The organism is Rhodococcoides fascians A25f, assembly GCF_000760935.2.
GTDB lineage: Bacteria > Actinomycetota > Actinomycetes > Mycobacteriales > Mycobacteriaceae > Rhodococcoides.
On record NZ_CP049744.1, the window covers coordinates 575,714 to 593,600 of the forward strand.

The following is a 17,887-nucleotide window of genomic DNA, read 5'->3' on the forward strand; positions in this document are numbered from 1 at the left end:
CGTCCATGCGCGTCCCGCACCAACGGTATTTCGGGGGTTGACCACATCCACCCCTGCCCATACTCTTGATATATCAATCTATGGTTAGTTGTCGTGCAGGTCGTCAGTCGTCGCGACCGAGCTCCATCTCTCCACCCCGATACGGAAGGACCACCATGGGTTCACCGAGAGTTGTCATCATCGGCGCCGGCATCGTCGGTACCAACGTGGCCGACGAGCTCACCGCGCGCGGTTGGGATCGCATCACCGTGCTCGATCAGGGGCCGCTCCCTCTCACGGGTGGATCCACCTCGCACGCACCGGGTCTGGTGTTCCAGACCAACGCATCCAAGACGATGACCGAACTCGCCCGGTACACGGTCGAGAAGTTCATGGGCCTCGAGGTGGACGGGCAGTGGTGCTTCAACCAGCTCGGTGGCCTCGAAGTGGCGACCACCGAAGAGCGTCTGGCCGACCTGCACCGCAAGCAGGGTTGGGCCACGTCCTGGGGAATCGAAGGATCGGTCATCGATCCGTCCGAATGCGCCAAACTGCATCCGCTGCTGGATCGTTCGCGTGTTCTCGGCGGTCTGTACGTCGAGACGGACGGTCTTGCCAAGGCGTCCCGTGCCGTTGTGGCACTGACCCGACGCGCAGAATCGCGCGGAGCCGTCTTCCGCGGTTCCACCAAAGTCATCGGTATCGAACAGACGGGTGGCCGAGTCACCGGTGTGGCGACCGATCACGGCGTGATCGAAGCCGACATCGTGGTTTCCTGCGCCGGCTTCTGGGGCCCCGATGTGGGCGAGCTGGTCGGCATGAAGGTGCCGCTGCTGCCGCTGGCGCACCAGTACGCCAAGACCGACCAGATCCCGGAACTGGTGGGACGCAACACCGAAGCGGCCGAAGCCGGCTTGCCCATCCTTCGTCACCAGGACCAGGACCTGTACTTCCGCGAGCACGTCGACCGTCTCGGCATCGGCAGCTACGCCCACCGCCCGATGCCCGTCGACACCAAGACCCTGCCCGGCGGAGACAGTGTGTCCGACGAGGCCATGCCGTCCATGCTCGACTTCACGCAGGAGGATTTCGCCCCGTCCTGGGAGCAGTCCAAACTGCTGTTGCCTTGTCTCGAGACCGCCAAGATCGACCACGGCTTCAACGGTGTCTTCTCGTTCACGCCGGACGGCGGACCGTTGCTCGGTGAGTCCCCGGACGTCAAGGGCTTCTGGATCGCCGAGGCCGTATGGGTGACGCACTCGGCCGGAGTCGGTAGGGCCATCGCGCAGTTGCTGGTCGACGGACGCTCCGAGGTGGAACTGCACGGGTGCGACGTCAACCGATTCGAGGACTTCCAACTCGATCCCGCATACGTCTGCGAGACCTCGCAGCAGAACTTCGTCGAGATCTACGACGTTCTGCATCCCTCGCAGCCGCGGTTGTCCCCGCGCGATGTTCGGGTCAGCCCCTTCAACGCGCGGCAGCACCAACTCGGTGCCGTGTTCCTCGAAGGCGGCGGGTGGGAGCGCCCGCACTGGTACGAGGCCAATGCCGTTCTGGTGCAACAGCTTCCCGCCGAGTGGCAGCCGCCCAAGCGTGACGAGTGGGCATCGATGTTCCACTCGCCCATCGCCGCGGCCGAGGCGTGGAAGACCCGTACATCCGTCGCCATGTACGACATGACCCCGCTCAAGCGGCTTCGCGTGCGCGGCACCGGTGCGCTGGCGCTGCTGGAAAGACTGACGTCCGGCAAGATGGACAAGACGGTCGGGGCCGTCACGTACACCCTCGCTCTCGATGAGAAAGGAGGCGTGCGAAGCGATCTCACCGTTGCGCGGCTGTCGGCCGACGAATTCCAGGTCGGCGCGAACGGCAATCTCGACTACGACTACCTCCGCCGCGAAGCGCCGAGCGATGGCAGCGTCACCGTCGACGACATCACCGGCTCCACCTGCTGCATCGGTCTGTGGGGTCCGCATGCCCGCGACGTCGTCGAGAAGCTGACCCAGGACGACTTCTCCAACGAGAACTTCAAGTACTTCCGCTGCAAGCAGGTTCGGATCGGTGGAGTACCCGTCACCGCGATGCGGTTGTCGTATGTGGGCGAGCTCGGGTGGGAGCTGTACACCACAGCCGACTACGGCCAGCGACTCTGGGACATGTTGTGGCAGGCCGGGTCCGAGTTCGGCATCATTGCAGGCGGGCGCGCTGCGTTCAACAGCCTGCGCATGGAGAAGGGCTACCGGTCGTGGGGCTCGGACATGACCACCGAACACAACCCCTACGAGGCAGGTCTCGGCTTCGCGGTGCGCCCGCAGAAGGGTGAATTCCGCGGCCGCGACGCCGTCCTCGAGATGTCCGACGACTCCGTCTCGAAGAAGTTGGTCTGCCTGAAGATCGACGACGGCACGTCGGTGGTACTCGGCCACGAGCCGGTCCTGGTGGACGGCGAACCCGCCGGTTACGTCACCAGTGCATCGTTCGGGCATACCGTCGGCGCGCCGATCGCCTACGCCTGGGTTCCGGCCAGTAGTGCGGAACCCGGTGCAGCAGTACAGATTCGATACTTCGATCGGCTCGTGTCCGCCACCGTCGTGGCCGAGCCTCTCGTCGACCCCGAGATGGCCAAGATCCGCAGCTGACGACCCACCAGTACCAGGAGATTCGATGACCGAGAACTTCACTCTCACGCTCAGCTGCGGACAGCGGCCGGGCATCGTCCGGGCCGTCAGTGCGTTCCTCTTCGACAACGACTGCGACATCGCCGAACACCAACAGTTCGACGACTCGACGGACGGCTCGTTCTTCCTTCGCACGTCGTTCGTGGCCAGCCGCACCACCGACATCGAGAAGTTGACCGAGAGTTTCCGGGAGGTGGCCGATCGATTCGCGATGATGTACACCTTCAACGGCTGCAGTCAGCCGCGCGTGCTCGTCATGGTCTCCAAGATGGGGCACTGCCTCAACGACCTCATCTTTCGTTGGCGTTCACAGAATCTCGGTGGCGAACTGGTGGCCGTGGTCAGCAATCACGAGGTGCTGCGGCCGATGGCCGAGGCCGCCGGGCTGCCGTTCGTCCATGTCCCCGTCACCCCGGGTACCAAGGCCGAGGCCGAGCAGCGTCTGCTGGACCTCGTCGCCGAGTACGAGGTGGACCTGGTGGTGCTGGCCCGGTACATGCAGGTGCTCTCCGACGAGACGTGTCGAGCGTTGCACGGCAAGGCAATCAACATCCATCACTCCTTCCTGCCCGGCTTCAAGGGCGCGAAGCCCTACCATCAGGCCTTCGACCGGGGCGTCAAGCAGGTCGGTGCGACGGCGCACTACGTCACCCCCGACCTCGACGAGGGCCCGATCATCGAGCAGCAGGTCATTCGTATCGACCACACTCACGACCCGTCTCGTCTGGCCACCGTCGGACAGGATGCCGAGGCACTCGCACTCTCGCGAGCGGTGCGCTGGCACTGCGAGAATCGCGTCCTGCTGCACGGACACCGGACGGTCATCTTCAGCTGAGCCGACACACACGAGGGGCCCGTACCGGATTCGGTACGGGCCCTTGGTCATCTGGTGCGGTGGTGCGTGAACCTCACACCCTTTCTGCCGAGTGCGCGCTGGTTCCCTCTGCAGAGAATCGACGCGCACCCCGGAAAAGAGGTGTGAGGTCCCCCGGGTCTAGCACTCCAGCTCTAGCACTCCACGAAGTTCACCGGCACGTTGATCGCGAGACCGCCGCTGGAGGTCTCCTTGTATTTCGAGTGCATGTCGGCCCCGGTGGAGCGCATGGTCTCGATCACCTGGTCCAGGCTGACGCGATGAGTGCCGTCACCGCGCAACGCCATACGAGCTGCGTTGATGGCCTTGCCGGCCGAGATGGCGTTGCGTTCGATGCACGGAATCTGCACCAGCCCGCCGATGGGGTCGCACGTGAGACCGAGGCTGTGTTCCATCGCGATCTCGGCGGCGTTCTCCACCTGTTCTGGTGTGCCGCCCAGTACCTCGGCCAGACCGGCGGCTGCCATCGACGCTGCCGAACCCACCTCGCCCTGGCAGCCCACTTCTGCACCCGAGATCGACGCCATCTCCTTGTAGAGCGATCCGATCGCGCCTGCGGTGAGCAGAAAGCGCACCGTGCTGCCGTCGGGGTCGGCGACCCCGTTGGCGGTGTAGCGAGTGGCGTAGTGCAGTACGGCCGGGATGATGCCGGCCGCGCCGTTGGTGGGGGCTGTCACGATTCGCCCGCCCGACGCGTTCTCCTCGTTGACCGCGAGCGCGACGAGATTGACCCAGTCCTCGGCGAATTCGCTCGAGCGGTGCGGGTCCTCGGCGTCGAGTCGGAGGAACCAGTCCCTCGCTCGGCGTCGCACTTCGAGCGCGCCCGGGAGGTAGCCGTCGCGGGAGATGCCGCGAACCTCGCACTCGACCATGACGTCCCGGATGTGCAGCAGCCCATCGCGTATCTCGTCGAGCGTGCGGTGTTCGAGCTCGACCTCGGTCATGACGTCGCTGATGCTGCAGCGTCGCCGTTCACAGAGCTGGAGCAGCTCCTTGGCCGACGCGAATCCGTTCGCGGAGGCGACCGGCGCGACGGTCTCGACGCTTTGTGCCTCGGTCACCACGAATCCGCCACCGACCGAAAAGTAGGTCTCGGTGTGGAGTTCGGTCGAATCTGCCGCGCGAGCAGTCAGTTTCATTCCGTTGGGGTGGAACGGCAAGACCGTCAGCGGGCGCAGCACGATGTCGTCCACCGCGAGGTCGATCTCGCGGGTACCGCCGAAAAGGATGCGCCCCGTGGCTGCCATCGATGCTTGCCGCTGTTCCATCATCTCGGTGGAAATGGTCTCGGGCAGCAGCCCTTCCAACCCGAGCAGCACCGCGGTCATGGTGCCGTGTCCCGCTCCAGTCGCGGCCAGCGAGCCGTACAGGTCCACGGCCACCTCACGAACGTCTTCGAAGGCAGACATGGTGCGCAGGTCGTCGACGAAGCGAGCAGCCGCACGCATCGGACCGACCGTGTGCGAACTCGAGGGTCCGACCCCGACGGAAAAGAGATCGAACACGCTGATCGTCATGAGCCCACCCGAGCTGCGTCGGTCGGCTCGCGCGTGGTGAGATCGTCGAACGACGAGGCAGCGGGAGTCAGGACGGCGAACAGCCAGCCTGCACCGAGCGGGTCTGCGGCCACGATCGAAGGATCCTCGAGCACAACGGGATTCACGATCGTGACCATGCCGCTCGCCGGGGCGAACACCGTGACCGACCCAGTGGACGTGCGGATGGTGCCGCAGGCCTCACCCGCGGTGAGTACGGTACGTACCGTCGGCAGGTCGACGTCGAGAATGTCGGCCGCGCCGCCCAATGCCGTCGGTGTCACGCCCACTCGGCTCGGAGTCTGAGCAGGTGAGCCGAACGGGTCGACGGCCATCCAGCCGTGCTCGGTGCTGAAGAGTCGGCGGGCAGAGGAGAGGGCTGCGGTCATGAGGTGGCCTCGGCATTCTTCGTGGATTGACCTGGAATCGAGTCGAGTGAACTCACTGCTCGCATCACGGCCAGTGCGTCGATGGTGGCGGCGACGTCGTGAACCCGGAGGAGTGACGCCCCGTTCTGGGCCGCGATGATCGCGGCAGCGAGTGATCCGGCGAGTCGGCCGTCGACCTCTCTGCCGGTGATGGCACCGATCATTCCCTTGCGCGACACACCCGCCATGATCGGCCTACCGGACGCGGTGAGAGCCCGAAGGCCCTGGAGCAGCTGCAGATTGTGCTCGAGGGTCTTGCCGAATCCGAAGCCTGGGTCGACCAGAATGCGGTACGGCGGTATCCCAGCCCGGATGCATTCGGCAGCCCGGTCTTCGAGAAACTCGCACACCTCCGCGGTGACGTCGCCGTAGCGAGGGTAATGCTGCATCGTCGACGGCTCGCCCTGCATATGCGTCAGGCACACGGCGGCGCCCAGCTCGGCTGCTGCGTCGAGTGCACCGGGAAGGCGAAGGGCACGAACGTCGTTGATGACGCTCGCCCCGGCGCGCACCGCCTCCCGCATCACCTCTGGGCGTGAGGTATCGACCGACAGCGGTGTCGAGGTGTGCCTGGACAGGGCGTCGATCACCGGTACGACTCGCTCGATCTCCTCGTCGACGGTGGGTGGGGTTGCCCCCGGCCGGGTCGACTCACCGCCGATGTCGAGCAACTCGGCTCCGTCGTCGACCATCGACAGTGCATGTGCCACAGCACGATCCGAGTCCAGGAAGCGGCCGCCATCGGAGAACGAATCCGGGGTCACGTTGACGATCCCGCACACGACGGGATGGGAGGTGGTCAGCCGGGTCAGCAGTCGATCGCGGGCATCGGCTGCCCGTGTTGCTGTGGAGACGGTCGTGAGCACTGCGATCACCTTTTCTTTCGCGCGGGTCCTGCGGTCCGAATCAGCCGACGACGGTGTATTCCTCGGCCGCGTCGGTCAACCAGGCTGCGAGATAGCGTGCGAACGACGAGCGCACGAGGATGCGATAGTCCGTCCCCGTGTCGTCACACGCGATGAGGATCATGCCTGCCATCGCCAGCATCGTCTGGACAGTCGAACCTGCCGTGAAGACGGTGGGATGCAGGTCGATCGAGCAGCCCTTCGCAAGAACCTCACGCGCCCGAGAACCGCTCAGCCGCAGACTGGTTCGCTGAGCGGACACGTCGGTTGCCGCGCCTCGGTGCGAGCGTACGGCCGAGCCGAGGCGCTGTTCGAGCTCGACCGGATCAATGCCCGCTCCGATCACCAGCCACTCCTCGGGCCCGAGCCAGATGGCGGTGGTGTTCGTCCCCTCGGCGACGCGGCCGGGGCCCGGGAGTTCGGTGCCGAGCTCGGCCGAGGCAGCGGCCCCGCCCGGTCCGCTCGGGTCGACCCACAGGTCGATCGCGGCGAGGAACGGCTCCTCCACGATGCGGACAGCAGGCGAGTCCGGCAGGACTGTTTGTGAGAGTGGGCTTCTGGTGGCGAGTCGGTCAGCCATCACGGCGGTTACCTTCCGGATCGACGAGTACGGAGCCGGTGACTTCCACGGCGATCAGGGTGTCGCCCACCGGGACGTGCAGGATGTCGCCGAGTCGGTCACGTCCGGCCTCGAGCAGGGCCAACCCGAACGGGCGGCCCAATTCTGCGCTGGCGTAGCTCGAGGTGACGTGGCCGAGCATCGGTACCGGCAGTTCGGGTAGGACGCCGCTGTCGGAGTGCTCGATGATCTGCGAACCCTCCGGGAGGACGGTCTCCCGGTCGACCGGCAGCAGTCCGACGAACTGCTTGCGCAACGGGTTTCGGTTCTCGGCACGGTCGAACGACCGCTTTCCGATGAAGTCCAGCTTCTTCTTCGACACCGCCCAGCTCATGCCGAGATCCTGCGGTGTGACGGTGCCATCGGTGTCCTGGCCGACGATCGGGTAGCCCTTCTCCGCCCGAAGCACGTGCATGGTCTCGGTGCCGTACGGGGTGATGTGGTACTTCTCGCCCGCGTCGATCAGCCGCGACCACAGAGAATGGGCGTGCCAGGAATCGATGTTCACCTCGAAGGCAAGTTCACCGGAGAAACTGATTCGCGCCACGCGCACCGGTACACCGTCGATCGAGGCGTCTCGCCAGGCCATGAACGGGAACGCCTCGTTGGACACGTCGAGTTCGGGAAAGATCTCGCCGACGAGGTCGCGGGAGCGCGGCCCGACGACGGGGAACGTGGCCCACTGCTCGGTGACCGACGTCAGCCGAACCGCGAGGTGCGGCCACTCGGTCTGCAGCCATTCCTCCATCCAGTCGAGCATTCCTGCTGCGCCGCCCGTGGTGGTGAACACCTGGAATCGGTCGTCCGCCAGGCGCATCACGGTGCCGTCGTCGATCACCATGCCGTCGGCGCCGCACATCACGCCGTACCGAACCATGCCGACCTTCAAATTGCTCATCATGTTCGTGTAGAACATGTCCAGCACCACACCGGCGTCGGGACCCTGGACGTCGATCTTGCCGAGAGTCGAACCGTCGAGCATGCCGACGCCCGAACGCACGGCCGCACACTCGCGGAGCACGGCGTCGTGCATCTCCTCGCCGGGAAGTGGGTAGTAGCGGGGACGCTTCCACTGTCCGACGTCCTCGAAGACCGCACCGCGCTCGACGTGCCAATCATGGACTGCAGTAACCCGTTCCGGGTCGAATGCCATGCCGCGATTACGCCCGGCCAACGCCGCGAACGCTACCGGGGTGTAAGGCGGTCGGAACGTGGTGGTGCCGAGGTTCTCCACCGGCTTGTCGAGCAGTTCCGCCACGATGCCCGAGGACACCACACCCGAGGTCTTGCCCTGATCGTGTGCGGTGCCGATCGTGGTGTAGCGCTTGATGTGTTCCATCGACGACATGCCCGCACCGACGGCGCGGACCAGATCGGCCACGGTCGCATCGCGCTGTACGTCGACGAACTGGCTGTCGGCGCCTGCGTCGTCGCGCACCCGCCAGAGCACCAGCGAATCACTGCTGGGCACGGAATCGACAACAGGAAGCGAGGTTTCGGGAGCATCGAAGCCGAGACGGGTCAGCGCACTTGCCGCGGCCTTGCCGCCGTCGCGTAGACATCCGGCCAGATCGAAGACCCCCGATGCCGACCCCGCGACACTGATGCCCTCGACGTCGTCCGCGGGCACGAATGCGCCGAGTTCGCCGTCGTAGCGCAGCTTTCCGCGGGCCTGGCTGAACAGGTGCACCGCGGGGTTCCAGCCGCCACTGACGAGCAGTACGTCGCAGCCGAGAGTGTCGGTCGCACCGTCGGCATCGGTCACCAGTGCATGGGTGACGCGGGTGTCGCCGCGGGTGCCGGACACGACGCTCCCGGTGCGCACCTCGATGCCGCGCTCGCGGCACAGGCCGAGCCAGTACTCGGGCGCACTGTCGCGAGCATCGACGATGCTCGCGATGCGGACCCCTGCGTCGTGCAGGTCGACGGCTGCCTTGTACGCACTGTCGTTGGTGGTGAAGACGACGGCCTCGGTGCCCACCGTGACGCCGTAGCGATGCAGGAACGTACGTGCGCTGTGCGCCAGCATGATTCCGGGACGGTCGTTGTCGGTGAAGACGACCGGACGTTCGTGGGCACCGGTGGCCACCAGGATGTGACGCGATCGAATGCGCCAGACGCGCTGACGGCTCAGTGCTGCAGGCGCTTCCAGTCCCAGGTGATCGGTGCGGCGCTCGAGCGCGAGCACGAAGCCGTCGTCGTAGGAACCGAACGCGGTGGTGCGGCGCAGCAAGGTCACGTCGGGGAAGGTCGACAACTCGGTCACCGCGTCGGCCACCCAGTCCAGTGCGGGCCGGCCGTCGATGACGTCGTCGGAGCCGAGGAGCGAACCGCCGAACTCGCTCTGATCGTCGGCGACGATCACCCGAGCGCCGCTGCGGGCAGCGATCAGAGCGGCGGACAGACCGGCGGGGCCGGCCCCGACGACCAGCAGATCGGCGTGGGCGTGCATGGCGTCGTACTTGGCGGAGTCGGAGATCTCGGCGAGACGCCCCTGTCCGGGGATGCCGCGGGCGACCAGACCGTCGTACAGCTCGATGGTCGTGGCGAGCAACATGGGCTCGGGGAACGGCTCCTCGATCTGCACGAGTCCGCCGGTGTCCTCGGCCCATGCGGCGGTGAATCCACGGGGCCTGCCGAGCTTGATGCTGGTGGTGACCTGATGAATGCCGTTGGCGAGCAACGCAGATGCCAGCGTGTCGCCAGGATGTCCCTGCAGCGCCGAGCCGCCGAACGTGAAGTCGAAGGTGCTCGTGCGGTCTATGCGGCCGCCGGATGCGGTGCGGAATGCGGTCATGGGTTCACCGGCTTCGGGTCGTCGAGGCGATAGACACTGTGGATTCGGTAGGTGGCGGTGTCCCGTACGGCATTGAACCAACGCCTGCAGCCCGCGCTGTGGCTCCACCGTTCTGCGAAGAGCCCCTTGGGGTTGTCGCGGAAGAACACGAAGTGCGCCCACTGTTCGTCGGTGAGGGCCGAGGGCTCCTCGGGGTAGGCGATGTGCGCCTGGCCGCCGTAGTGGAATTCGGTTTCTTCTCGACTCCCGCACCACGGGCATTCGATCAATTGCATTGCCACTCCAAGATTTCTCGTTCGGGTGCTGCGTGTGTCGGGGCGGAGAAACTAGTGAGCCACGCCTGCTGCGCCGTGCTCGTCCACCAGCGCGCCGGTGACGAATCGGTCCAGACTGAACGGTGCGATGTACTCGTGCACCTCGTCGTTGGCGATGGTGTCGGCCAGGCACCAACCGGCACCGGGGGTGGCTTTGAATCCGCCTGTACCCCAACCACAATTGAGAAACACGTTGTCGAACGGCGTGCGCCCGACGATGGGGGAGGCGTCGGGACACACGTCCACGATGCCGGCCCAGGTACGCAGCAGATGCGCGCGAGCGAAGACGGGGAACAACTCGACCGCAGCGGCCATCTGTCGTTCGATGATGTGGAACGCCCCGCGCTGGCCGTAACCGTTGTAGGAGTCGACGCCTGCGCCCATCACCAGTTCGCCCTTGTGCGCCTGAGAGACGTACACGTGCACGGCATTCGACATGACCACCGTGGGGTGGACCGGCTCGAGCAACTCCGAGACCAGGGCCTGCAGTGGATGACTCTGCAGCGGAGTCTTGATGCCGAGCATGTCCGTCAGAGTGGAGGTGTGCCCGGCCGCGCACAGAGCGACCTGGCCGGTGGCGATGTCGCCGCGGGTGGTCTTGACCCCGGTGACGCGATTGCCGTCGGTGGTGAAGCCGGTGACCTCACAGTTCTGGATGATGTCGATGCCGGCCGCGTCGGCGCGTCGGGCAAATCCCCAGGCGACGTAGTCGTGCTTGGCGATGCCGGCGCGCGGCTGGTACGTCGCGCCGAGTACCGGGTAGCGAATGTCGCTGGAGATGTTGACGATCGGGCACAGCTTCTTGACCTCGTCGGGGTCGACCCACTGCGCGTCGATGCCGTTGAGTCGGTTGGCTTCGACGCGTCGCACGCTGTCGCGGACGTCCTGCAGGCTGTGTGCGAGGTTGAGGACGCCGCGCTGGCTGAACAGGATGGGGTAGTCGAGGTCGTCGGCCAGTCCCTCCCATAGCTTCAGGGAGTGCTCGTAGATTCGCGCGCTCTCGTCCCAGAGGTAGTTCGAGCGGATGAGGGTGGTGTTGCGCGCCATGTTGCCGCCGGCGAGCCACCCCTTCTCCAGCACAGCGACATTGGTGATGCCGTGGTTCTTGGCGAGGTAGTGCGCGGTGGCCAGGCCGTGGCCGCCGCCGCCGATGATCACGACGTCGTACGACTTCTTCGGTTCGGGGTTGCGCCACAGGAAGTCCGGGTGATCGGGCAGATGTGCGCCCGGTGGGGTTGCGGGGGCGGTCATCGATAGCCTTCCGTCAGGTCGGGGTAGAGGGGGAACTGCGCGGCGACGGATTCGACCCGGATGCGCAGTGCATCGAGTCCGCGGTCGTCGGTGTCGGGACGCAATGCGTGGGCGATGACGTCGGCTACCTCGGCGAACGCCGTGGCGTCCAGGCCGCGGGTCGCGAGGGCCGGGGTGCCGATGCGGACTCCGGAGCTCACCATGGGCGGACGTGGATCGAACGGAACTGCGTTGCGGTTCACGGTGATTCCGACGTGATGCAGTCTGTCCTCGGCCTGCTTGCCGTCCAGTTCGGACGTGCGCAGATCCACGAGAACGAGATGGACGTCGGTGCCGCCCGAGACCACATCTATGCCTGCGGCCGCTGCGTCGTCGGTCAGCAGTCGGTCGGCCAGGATCTTCGCACCTTCGAGGGTGCGTTGTTGCCGCTCTCGAAAGTCCGCTTCGGCAGCGAGTTTGAAGGACACTGCCTTGGCTGCGATGACATGCTCGAGCGGTCCACCCTGCTGGCCGGGGAAGACCGACGAGTTGAACTTCTTCGCCAGAGCGGCATCGTCGGTGATGATCACACCACCGCGTGGGCCACCGAGCGTCTTGTGCGTGGTGGAGGTGACCACGTGTGCGTGCGGTACGGGTGACGGGTGCAGTCCGGCGGCGACCAGGCCTGCGAAGTGCGCCATGTCCACCATCAGGTATGCGCCGACATCGTCTGCGATACGGCGGAATTCGGCGAAGTCGAGGTGACGCGGGTAGGCGGACCACCCGGCCATGATCAGCTTGGGGCGGTGCTCGTGGGCGAGGCGCTCCACCTCTTCCATGTCGACGCGGTGGTCGTGCTCACGGACGTGGTAGGCCGAGACGTCGTAGAGCTTGCCCGAGAAGTTCAGCGTCATGCCGTGCGTCAGGTGTCCGCCGTGGGCGAGTGCGAGACCGAGAATGGAATCACCCGGCTGCAGAAGTGCTGCCATCGCAGCGGCATTGGCCTGAGCACCGGAGTGCGGCTGCACGTTGGCGAACGTCGATCCGAACAAAGCGTTGAGCCGGTCGATGGCGAGTTGCTCGATGACGTCGACGTTGTCGCAACCACCGTAGTAGCGCCGACCGGGGTAGCCCTCGGCGTACTTGTTCGTCAGAACCGAACCATGTGCCTGCATCACGGCCAGCGGCGCGAAGTTCTCGCTCGCAATCATTTCGAGCGTGTTCTGCTGACGGCCGAGCTCGGCACTGATCGCGCGGTGCACCTCGGGATCGAGATCGGCGAGTACGCGGTTGGTCACGCCTCGCGGGTGCGGGGCCGTCGCCGTCGGTGCGAAGTCCTGCGTCAAGATGGCCGCCCTTCTGGAAGATCAATTACGTGGAACTGATATATCAAGATGCCAATAGAGTAAGATCACAACGCAGAGCCGTCAAGGGCGGGGCATCGACCGGGAGTGAGCAGAGAAGATGACAATCGGAATTCCACCGGTGATCGATGCAGCGCAGTCCGTCGGTACCAACGCCGATCGAGCGTACGAAATAGTGCGTGAGCAGCTGATCATGCTGGAAATCCGCCCCGGCGAACCCATCAACGACGATCGTCTCGCCGAGCAGTTGGGGTTGGGGCGCACCCCGATCCGTGAAGGCCTCAAACGACTGGAGCGCGAGCGACTCGTTGTTGCGTACCCCCGCCGTGGAACCTTCGCGACCGCCGTCGACATGACCGACCTGGCCAACATCTCGGAGATTCGTAAGCAGCTCGAGCCCGCGGCCTCGGCGCGTGCGGCACGCACGGCCACGCGGGCAGCGCGAGACCGGCTGGCGGAACTCGCGGCCTCCATCGCGAGCATCGACGACACCGACGATTCACGTGAGGTGCTGCGCAAAGATGTTGCAGTGCATCGGGAAATCTATCGGGCGTCGGGAAATCCTCACCTCGAAGACATCCTGGTCAGCCTCGACGCCCATGCCACCCGCATCTGGTGCCTGTTCCTCGACCGACTGCCGAACGTCGCCGGCCATGTTCGTGAACACGTCGTGCTGCTGCAGGCCATCATCGACGGTGATGCCGACACGGCGGCGGAACTGACCCTCGAACACGTCACCGGGTTCGAGAACGCAATCAGGGAGTTGCTGTAGTAGCAGCCGCAATTCGCTCGGCGGCACCTCTCAATGCGGTCGAGATCGCGTACATCGCCGGGGTGTACTGACGCCGAGCGAGTGACGCGATGTAGATGACGCGGGTGGGAACCCGATCCGATTCCGGGAAGGCGACCGCAGTCACGTCGGGTCGGTGATGCACCACCGACAAACGAGGAACCATCGCGATGCCGACGCCTGCGGCCACCATGGCCTCGATCTCCTGATAGTCGTGGGCCTCGTACACGACGTCGGGCTCGAATCCTGCTACGCGACAACTGCGATACAGAACTTCGGCAGCAGGGTGGTCGTTGCTGCGGATGATCCAGCGCGCGCTTTCGAGATCGTGCAGCGACACGTCGTGCTGCAGTCGATCGTCGTCGATCGGCAGCAGCAGCACGGTCTGGTCTTCCATCAGTGGCTCGAGTGACAGCGATCGTTCTGCCTCCTCCGTCCAGGCGTAGCTCCACAGCAGCGCCAAGTCGATTTCGCTCGAATGCAGCATGTCGAGCAACTGTGGGCGCACCGCCGAACGAACCCGAACGTCGACATCGGGCCATCGCGAGTGATAGTCCTTCAACGCGTCGGAGAGCAGCGACGCACTGACCGTGGGAAACGAGCCGAGCCGAACCGAACCGCGTTCGAGCCCCCGGATTGCTTCGAGGTCGCCGCTCGCCGCTCGCATCTCCCGTCTGAACAGGCGGGCGCGGCTGGTGAGAATTTCGCCGGCTTCGGTGAGCTGCACACCGCGTGGCAGGCGGGTCAGTACCGGCTGTTTGATGCTGTGTTCGAGTTTGCTGATGCGCTGAGACGCCGCGGATGGGGTCATGTTCGCCCGCTCGGCACCTGCGGTCAGCGAGCCGGCCTCGGCGATGTCCAGCAGAAGGAACAACGTGACGACGTCGAACGTGTGGTTCATGCGGCCATCTTTCAGCTCAGCTAAACGACTAGGTAGCAAAACGATATTGTCCTAAAAGACCGGCGTCAATAATGTGACTGGGACAACGTTCGAGTGCAGATGTAACCCAGCACTTACCACCACCCGAAAGACGCCCATGACTTCCATCGAGATCCTCCCGCTCATCGCCTTGGTTGCGATGTTCGTGATCGCAACCTTCTTTCCGATCAACATCGGCATCCTCGGCTTCATCGGTGCCTTCGTAGTCGGGTACTTCGCACTGGGATTCGACGACAAGGAAATCCTGAACGAGTTCCCCAGCTCGATCGTGTTGACCATCGTCGGCGTCACCTACTTCTTCGGTATGGCCAAACGCAACGGCACCATCGATCTGCTGGTGAACAGTTGCATCAGAGCGGTACACGGCCGAGTGACGGTAGTTCCGTGGGTCTTCTTCTTCGTCGCCTCGGTCCTGACGGCGCTGGGTACCTTCAGTCCCGCCGCGGTCGCACTGATCGTTCCTGCAGCCATGGCATTCGCAGCACGAACCGGCATGAGCCCGCTGGTCATGGGCATCATGGTGATCAACGGTGCCCACGCAGGTGCGTTCTCTCCGATTTCCGTTTCCGGCGTTCTGGTTCGCGACATCGTCGAGAGCAACGGCCTCGCGCTCAACCCGTGGACGCTGTTCTTCGCCAGCTACGGCATCAACCTGCTGCTCTCGGTGCTGACGGTCGTCGGCTACGCAGCCCTGGCCAGGGTGAAGGGCTTCGAGTACACCGCAACCGGCTCCACCGACCCCGCGCCCGGCAGTGGCCCGGTGGGCGGATCACCGGTCAAGACGCCCGTCCCCACCGGCGGCGGCACCGGCGGAGGCAGCACGGCAGGCGGCAACACTGCGGTGCTCACTCGTCCGAAAACAACCACGCTGGTCGACGCACCGGCCCCGGTCACGTTCGTACAGAAGCTCACGCTGTTCCTCATCGGCGCACTCCTGGTGCTCGTTCTCGTACTGCACCTGCCGATCAGCTTCATCGCCATCGGAGCCGGAGCAGTCCTGGCGTTCACGGATCTGAAGAAGCAGAACGAGGCCATCGCAGACATCAGTTGGTCGACGGTTCTGCTGGTCGCCGGCATGGTCACCTACATCTCGATCCTGCAGGAAGTCGGCACCATCGATCACCTGGCCGAAATGGCGATCACCATCGGCGCTCCGATCATCGTGGCCATCGTGCTCTGCTACGTCATCGGCATCACCTCGGCGTTCGCGTCCTCCACTGCTCTGCTGGCCGCCGTCATCCCGCTGGCCATGCCGCTGCTGGGTACCGGTGCACTGCCGGTCGTCGGTGTCGTCGCTGCTCTGGCCATCTCGGCCACCGTCGTCGACGTCTCGCCCTTCTCGACCAACGGTGCTCTCGTGCTGGCCAACGCACAGAACATCGAGCGTCCGCGCTTCTACCGCCAGTTGCTGCTCAACGCAGGAGTCGTCGTGGCCATCGCGCCTGCCCTGTGCTGGTTGATCCTGGTCGTCGTTCCCGCCCTGTTCTGACCCAGCAGGCGCGTTAAGCGCTGCTGCACGGCATGAACATATTTCGTAATTGTGCTTGAGCATCCTCGGTCGCAGGGTGGAAGCATCGGATCCTGATCGGAAGGCACACCAGATGTTCACTCTTCGTGGAACGTGGATGCGTGGAGGCACCAGCAAGTGCTGGCTGTTCAACGCGGTCGACATCGACCCGTACATCGCCGACGCCGGCGGTCTCGACAACATCCTGACCGCAGCCTTCGGTTCCGGCGACCCGCGGCAGCTCGACGGGGTCGGGGGCGGCAGCTCCACTACCTCCAAGGCAGCAATCGTGCGGCGCTCCGGCGCACCCGGTATCGATGTCGACTACCTGTTCGCTCAGGTCGCCATCGAGAACCGCACCGTGGAGTGGGGCAGCAACTGCGGAAACTGCGCGACGGCGATCGGTCTCTACGCAGTGCAGACCGGTCTAGTCGCCGTCGACGACCACGTCACCGTGGTGCGGATGCGTAACGAGAACACCGGCGCGATTCTGGCGGCGGAGATCGCAACTCCCGGCGGACGCATTCCTGCGGAGGGCGACGCGTCCGTCCCCGGCACCACCGCTCTCGGCGTCCCGGTGGGATTGACCTTCACCGATCCGGCCTCGGACCGAGTGACGATGCTCCCCACCGGTGCAGAGATCGATCGAGTCACTCTCGGCAACAGAGGCTTTCGAGGAACGTTCGTTCGGGCGGGAGCGCCCGCCGCACTGTTCGATGCTGCCGATTTCGGGCTGACCGCGTCGGAGACCAACGATGTCGTAGGCTCGCACGTCCCCACCCTCATCGCGCTACGCCGCCAGGCAGCGCTGCGGATGGGGCTGAGTAAGCCCGAAGAACCTGTCTCGCATGCCATTCCGAAGGTCGGGATCGTGGGACCGCCGCGAGACTACGTGACCACCACGGGTGATCATGTTGCCGCCGCTGACTACGACATCTCGGTACGCATGCTGTCGATGATGGCACCGCACCCGGCGATCGGACTGACCTCGGCGGTGGCGGTGGCCGCAGCGGCAACCGTCATCGGAGGGGTCGTCACCGCCAACGCGGGGGTCGGCCGTCCGGGGACCATTCGTATCGGTACCGCCGCGGGGGTGCTCGAGGTCGATTATGCGGTGGACGGCAACGGGCTGCTGCAGTCGGTCACCCTGCATCGCGCAGTCCGGCGTATCGCCACTGCAGACCTCTTCGTGGTGCCGATGCCCGCCCTGGTCGGTGCCAACTCCGCTTGAGTTCGTGGCCTCGGAACCGCGCGGCGACGTCGCGGAAGATTCCGATCCTCTGCTCACGTTCGTGTCATGTCGTGCCGACACCATCGAGGACCGCGTCGACCAGATTCTCTGCGTAGACGCGGTCCTCGGTGTCGCCTCGATCGGAACCGGTGCGATGCGAGAAGATGACGTGGCTGAACACCGCACCGGTCACCAGTTCGAGAATTCGGGTGGTATCGGCGGACTCGGGCAATTCGCCTCGACTCTGAGCTCGATGCACGATCAGGCGCGCCGCGACCAGACGGCTCTTGTTGAGCGTCTCCATCATTCGGCCGAGTAGGTCGGGGTGCACCCGCGCATCGAGGGCGACCCTCAGGCTGACCAGACCGGCTGTCCCTCGGTAACCCTGCAGAAGCTGCACTGCGAGCTCGACGAGATCTGCCCGCAGCGTGCCGAGGTCGATCGGCGTCGCGAGTGGACTTCGGGCTTCCAGTGCATCGACGACCAAGGCTCCCTTCGATTCCCAGCGTCGGTAGAGCGCGGCTCTCCCGACCGAAGCGCGGCGGGCGACGGCGTCGAGTGTGAAGCCGGACCACCCCTTTTCCCAGTACACCTCGAGCACCGCGTCGTAGACGCGGTCTTCCAGATGCGGATCGCGAGGACGTCCCCGTCGGCTCGTGGCTTCGTCGGTCACCCTCGAATTGTCGCACCTGA

The 17,887-nt window shown here is 65.2% G+C and carries 15 protein-coding genes; 5 read left to right on the top strand and 10 right to left on the bottom strand.

All coding sequences use genetic code 11. The annotated features are described in order from the left end of the window. The first annotated feature begins 155 nt into the window (after positions 1–155). Complete coding sequence (locus tag BH93_RS02685) at positions 156–2,621, top strand: GcvT family protein (RefSeq protein ID WP_037175559.1); 2,466 nt, start codon at positions 156–158, stop codon at positions 2,619–2,621. A 25-nt stretch (positions 2,622–2,646) separates the two neighbouring features. After that, complete coding sequence (purU, locus tag BH93_RS02690) at positions 2,647–3,495, top strand: formyltetrahydrofolate deformylase (RefSeq protein WP_037175562.1); 849 nt, start codon at positions 2,647–2,649, stop codon at positions 3,493–3,495. A 173-nt stretch (positions 3,496–3,668) separates the two neighbouring features. Here the strand turns inward: purU and BH93_RS02695 are convergent, their stop codons facing one another. From BH93_RS02695 to glyA, 8 genes are read right to left on the bottom strand one after another with little or no spacing between them, the layout of a single operon-like run. Further along, entirely contained in the window at positions 3,669–5,051 is a 1,383-nt protein-coding gene (locus BH93_RS02695) for an L-serine ammonia-lyase (RefSeq protein ID WP_037175564.1), read from the bottom strand. Further along, positions 5,048–5,458, bottom strand: coding sequence for a glycine cleavage system protein H (locus tag BH93_RS02700; RefSeq protein ID WP_052065451.1), 411 nt, complete (start codon positions 5,456–5,458; stop codon positions 5,048–5,050). The genes BH93_RS02695 and BH93_RS02700 overlap by 4 nt, the downstream gene beginning before the upstream one ends. Further along, entirely contained in the window at positions 5,455–6,363 is a 909-nt protein-coding gene (gene folP, locus BH93_RS02705; RefSeq protein ID WP_052065743.1) for a dihydropteroate synthase, read from the bottom strand. The genes BH93_RS02700 and folP overlap by 4 nt, the downstream gene beginning before the upstream one ends. A 40-nt stretch (positions 6,364–6,403) precedes the next feature. Next, the gene (locus BH93_RS02710) at positions 6,404–6,982 is read right to left on the bottom strand and encodes a sarcosine oxidase subunit gamma (protein WP_037175566.1); all 579 of its coding nucleotides are present in this window, start codon (positions 6,980–6,982) and stop codon (positions 6,404–6,406) included. Continuing rightward, a complete protein-coding gene (locus BH93_RS02715) occupies positions 6,975–9,818 on the bottom strand; it encodes a 2Fe-2S iron-sulfur cluster-binding protein (RefSeq protein WP_037175569.1) in 2,844 nt (947 codons plus the stop codon). Before BH93_RS02715 ends, BH93_RS02710 begins: the two co-directional genes overlap by 8 nt. Beyond that, the gene (locus BH93_RS02720; protein WP_032377699.1) at positions 9,815–10,093 is read right to left on the bottom strand and encodes a sarcosine oxidase subunit delta; all 279 of its coding nucleotides are present in this window, start codon (positions 10,091–10,093) and stop codon (positions 9,815–9,817) included. Before BH93_RS02720 ends, BH93_RS02715 begins: the two co-directional genes overlap by 4 nt. Positions 10,094–10,144: 51 nt before the next feature. Further along, positions 10,145–11,383 (bottom strand): sarcosine oxidase subunit beta family protein, encoded by a 1,239-nt coding sequence (locus BH93_RS02725; protein WP_032367894.1) that lies wholly within the window; start codon positions 11,381–11,383, stop codon positions 10,145–10,147. Next, positions 11,380–12,660 (bottom strand): serine hydroxymethyltransferase, encoded by a 1,281-nt coding sequence (glyA, locus tag BH93_RS02730; protein ID WP_037175571.1) that lies wholly within the window; start codon positions 12,658–12,660, stop codon positions 11,380–11,382. The genes BH93_RS02725 and glyA overlap by 4 nt, the downstream gene beginning before the upstream one ends. Before the next feature lie 166 nt (positions 12,661–12,826). Here glyA and BH93_RS02735 point away from each other — a divergent pair, with 166 nt between their 5' ends. Then, complete coding sequence (locus tag BH93_RS02735; RefSeq protein WP_032405075.1) at positions 12,827–13,498, top strand: GntR family transcriptional regulator; 672 nt, start codon at positions 12,827–12,829, stop codon at positions 13,496–13,498. On the opposite strand, the gene BH93_RS02740 is transcribed toward BH93_RS02735, so the two are convergent. Continuing rightward, a complete protein-coding gene (locus BH93_RS02740) occupies positions 13,482–14,417 on the bottom strand; it encodes a LysR family transcriptional regulator (RefSeq protein WP_037175573.1) in 936 nt (311 codons plus the stop codon). The genes BH93_RS02735 and BH93_RS02740 overlap by 17 nt on opposite strands. A 136-nt stretch (positions 14,418–14,553) precedes the next feature. Here BH93_RS02740 and BH93_RS02745 point away from each other — a divergent pair, with 136 nt between their 5' ends. Together BH93_RS02745 and BH93_RS02750 are read left to right on the top strand one after the other, a co-directional pair. Next, positions 14,554–15,945, top strand: a complete 1,392-nt coding sequence (locus BH93_RS02745) for an SLC13 family permease (protein WP_037175575.1) — start codon at positions 14,554–14,556, stop codon at positions 15,943–15,945. A gap of 112 nt (positions 15,946–16,057) precedes the next feature. Next, complete coding sequence (locus tag BH93_RS02750) at positions 16,058–17,194, top strand: PrpF domain-containing protein (RefSeq protein ID WP_037176822.1); 1,137 nt, start codon at positions 16,058–16,060, stop codon at positions 17,192–17,194. A 64-nt stretch (positions 17,195–17,258) separates the two neighbouring features. On the opposite strand, the gene BH93_RS02755 is transcribed toward BH93_RS02750, so the two are convergent. Next, positions 17,259–17,867, bottom strand: coding sequence for a TetR/AcrR family transcriptional regulator (locus BH93_RS02755; RefSeq protein ID WP_037175576.1), 609 nt, complete (start codon positions 17,865–17,867; stop codon positions 17,259–17,261). Positions 17,868–17,887 lie beyond the last annotated feature (20 nt).

Excerpts from the sequence above, each read along its gene's own strand:
- BH93_RS02740 (WP_037175573.1), bottom strand. The coding sequence starts at position 14,417 with ATGAACCACACGTTCGACGTCGTCACGTTGTTCCTTCTGCTGGACATC.
- BH93_RS02725 (WP_032367894.1), bottom strand. The coding sequence starts at position 11,383 with ATGACCGCCCCCGCAACCCCACCGGGCGCACATCTGCCCGATCACCCG.
- BH93_RS02700 (WP_052065451.1), bottom strand. The coding sequence starts at position 5,458 with ATGACCGCAGCCCTCTCCTCTGCCCGCCGACTCTTCAGCACCGAGCAC.
- BH93_RS02745 (WP_037175575.1), top strand. The coding sequence starts at position 14,554 with ATGACTTCCATCGAGATCCTCCCGCTCATCGCCTTGGTTGCGATGTTC.
- BH93_RS02685 (WP_037175559.1), top strand. The coding sequence starts at position 156 with ATGGGTTCACCGAGAGTTGTCATCATCGGCGCCGGCATCGTCGGTACC.
- BH93_RS02735 (WP_032405075.1), top strand. The coding sequence starts at position 12,827 with ATGACAATCGGAATTCCACCGGTGATCGATGCAGCGCAGTCCGTCGGT.
- BH93_RS02710 (WP_037175566.1), bottom strand. The coding sequence starts at position 6,982 with ATGGCTGACCGACTCGCCACCAGAAGCCCACTCTCACAAACAGTCCTG.
- BH93_RS02695 (WP_037175564.1), bottom strand. The coding sequence starts at position 5,051 with ATGACGATCAGCGTGTTCGATCTCTTTTCCGTCGGGGTCGGACCCTCG.
- purU (WP_037175562.1), top strand. The coding sequence starts at position 2,647 with ATGACCGAGAACTTCACTCTCACGCTCAGCTGCGGACAGCGGCCGGGC.
- BH93_RS02720 (WP_032377699.1), bottom strand. The coding sequence starts at position 10,093 with ATGCAATTGATCGAATGCCCGTGGTGCGGGAGTCGAGAAGAAACCGAA.
- BH93_RS02715 (WP_037175569.1), bottom strand. The coding sequence starts at position 9,818 with ATGACCGCATTCCGCACCGCATCCGGCGGCCGCATAGACCGCACGAGC.
- BH93_RS02750 (WP_037176822.1), top strand. The coding sequence starts at position 16,058 with ATGTTCACTCTTCGTGGAACGTGGATGCGTGGAGGCACCAGCAAGTGC.